3 protein-coding genes are annotated in these 2,254 nt (G+C 38.9%); all 3 read right to left on the minus strand.

Going from position 1 to position 2,254, the window contains the following annotated elements:
* Positions 1-61: 61 nt before the first annotated feature.
* Positions 62-583, minus strand: coding sequence for a hypothetical protein (locus R7O13_RS23880; protein WP_318304806.1), 522 nt, complete (start codon positions 581-583; stop codon positions 62-64).
* 157 nt (positions 584-740) lie between these two features.
* Positions 741-1,313, minus strand: a complete 573-nt coding sequence (locus R7O13_RS23885) for a hypothetical protein (RefSeq protein WP_172563625.1) — start codon at positions 1,311-1,313, stop codon at positions 741-743.
* 107 nt (positions 1,314-1,420) lie between these two features.
* Positions 1,421-2,158: a hypothetical protein gene (locus tag R7O13_RS23890; RefSeq protein ID WP_203346215.1), complete on the minus strand. Its 738-nt coding sequence runs from the start codon at positions 2,156-2,158 to the stop codon at positions 1,421-1,423.
* Positions 2,159-2,254: the final 96 nt, after the last annotated feature.

The following is a 2,254-nucleotide window of genomic DNA, read 5'->3' on the forward strand; positions in this document are numbered from 1 at the left end:
GGCCTAACTCCCAATGAATCAGAACGGTTATATTGGGAAAACTCTAAAACCGTGGCCAATTTTAGTTGACCACTACAAAGTCAATTGCAGGACTACCTCGACCAAAACGTTCCCAGTCAAACAAAACAAACTCACCATTATCTCGAATCCCCCAGTTTCCTTCATTACTGTCACCTGATATCAAACTATTGTATTCAAATAATTCAGCGGATAATTTCTGAATATTTTTTATCGATTCTTGAGTAACTTTAGGAAAGTTCAATGTATTCATTGCAGAATCAGTAGCACAAACCTTCCAATCGTGATTCTTCACGAGAAACTCAGGTTGGTAATTAGAACTATGGATTGCCGCTAATTGTTCGAATACACAGTTCGAGGCGCGTAGCTCCTCCAACGTAACACTATGAGGAATGTACTCGATGACTAAGTTATTACCACTTATATCAAGTAATTTGGGAGTACTTACACCATCAAGTTTGTCAGCGGCAAACTTGTAAAAATCCAGCTCGACGTTAGATGCACCTTTTTTATATATACAAGGTTCACCACCAAACCTCCCAATTGAAACATGAGCTTCTCCCATTTGAGATAAGTCTTGTTTTTTTATATGCCTCCCTGCGTTATAACGCCCTGTTAAGGTGTGAGCAACGCAATACCAAAGCCTCCGCACACCACCTTAATCACTTAAACCAACGGATAGTAAAAATGCCACGCGTTGCGAATCACTCTTAAACAGTTTGTTAGCTTTTCCGTGCACACATGCTACGTAAACTAAGCCATGCATACTTTACCTTTGCTTTTAGTTTCGACTCAGTATTGAACATGACCTCCATACCCATTACTTTAGTTTTTCCTGTCATGTTCACAGTCAAAATATCTTTGCATACTTGCCTGTGATATCCATGAGAAGTTTGAGCAGAAAACAAAAGTTTGGATATACCTTCGGTAATAACACCACCTTTAATCCGAATGTCTGTATGCCCGTTAGCGGCAAACTCCAACACTTCATTTTTCGAGAATACTCGATCAGATTCCGATAATGCTTCCCGGTATTCAGGTGGTTGACCATTCTCTTTTTCTACCATGAACGATAACTTTTTATAACATGATATTGAATTGATGGTTACTGGATAAGGTTTTCGATTTCGGACAACAATAATGTAGTCACTATGTGATTGTCTTTTATGGACGACTACACGCTCAATCCTCAATGCAGGCTGTGCATTTTTATACCAACTAATTAATACAGTCAGTATTGCGATAAAAGCTGCCGTAGAGCTTAAAGCATCTACTATATATTTATAATTTTCCATTATTCCACCAAGGAAATGCTAACGCTGCATTAAGGTGTGAGCGACGCTTGGCTATACTTGAGCGAAGCGAAACTGCCAAGCGTTGCGAATCACTCTTAAATGCTTTGTTATGAGCCATTGCCGAATATATTACTAGCTATAACTGAAGAAAATACTCCAATCACGATAGACCAAGCAGAGGCAATAAGAATTGACCTGATTGGATGTACAGAAACCCACGCTGACAGCCTGAAAAATAGTGACTTTCTGACAAGTTTTAGCTCATCCTTTGATTTAGAAACTAATTCTCTCGAAACCCCGTTTGTTAACAATCGCTGAGAGCAAGAATCACAAATTGTAGGTTCATCGCAAGAGTATATGATATCTGACTTGATGCCATTCATATCGTAAATGCAACCTTTGGTTTCATCATGAGTAAAATTACTGTATTCGTAGCAGGTGGGAATACTGCCTTTGTTTTCTCGGTATACGAGCGTATAAGCATGAAGTAACCGAAAAACTACATTTTCCAGTCCGATATTATGAAAACGAAGATAATCCGCAATTTCGTGGAAAGTAAAAATGACAACATTATTTGTTAGTCGCCTGCTATACCAGTTTTCTTCTAGCGGCACATTTGTTAGTGTAATCGTTATTTCTTCTCCTTCTTTTTCAGGAATCAAATCACCTAAAATTTGATCGGAAAACTCCCAATTGTAACCATCCGAGCCTTTGGTAATTTCATAAGTCTCGATTGAGTTTAAGATTTCATAGACGCCAGAGCTACGACTTGATAGCAATGATAAGTCGAGATCTCTAGGCACAGAACCAAGTACAACTAGCCGTATCTTTGTTTTTTTGCTCAATTTAAATATCCTCTTGGCTCATAACGCCCTGTTAAGGGGTGAGCAACGCAATACCAAAGCCGCCGCATACCACCTTAATCACTTAAACCAACGCAT

It is taken from the genome of Vibrio sp. Y176 (assembly GCF_033438945.1).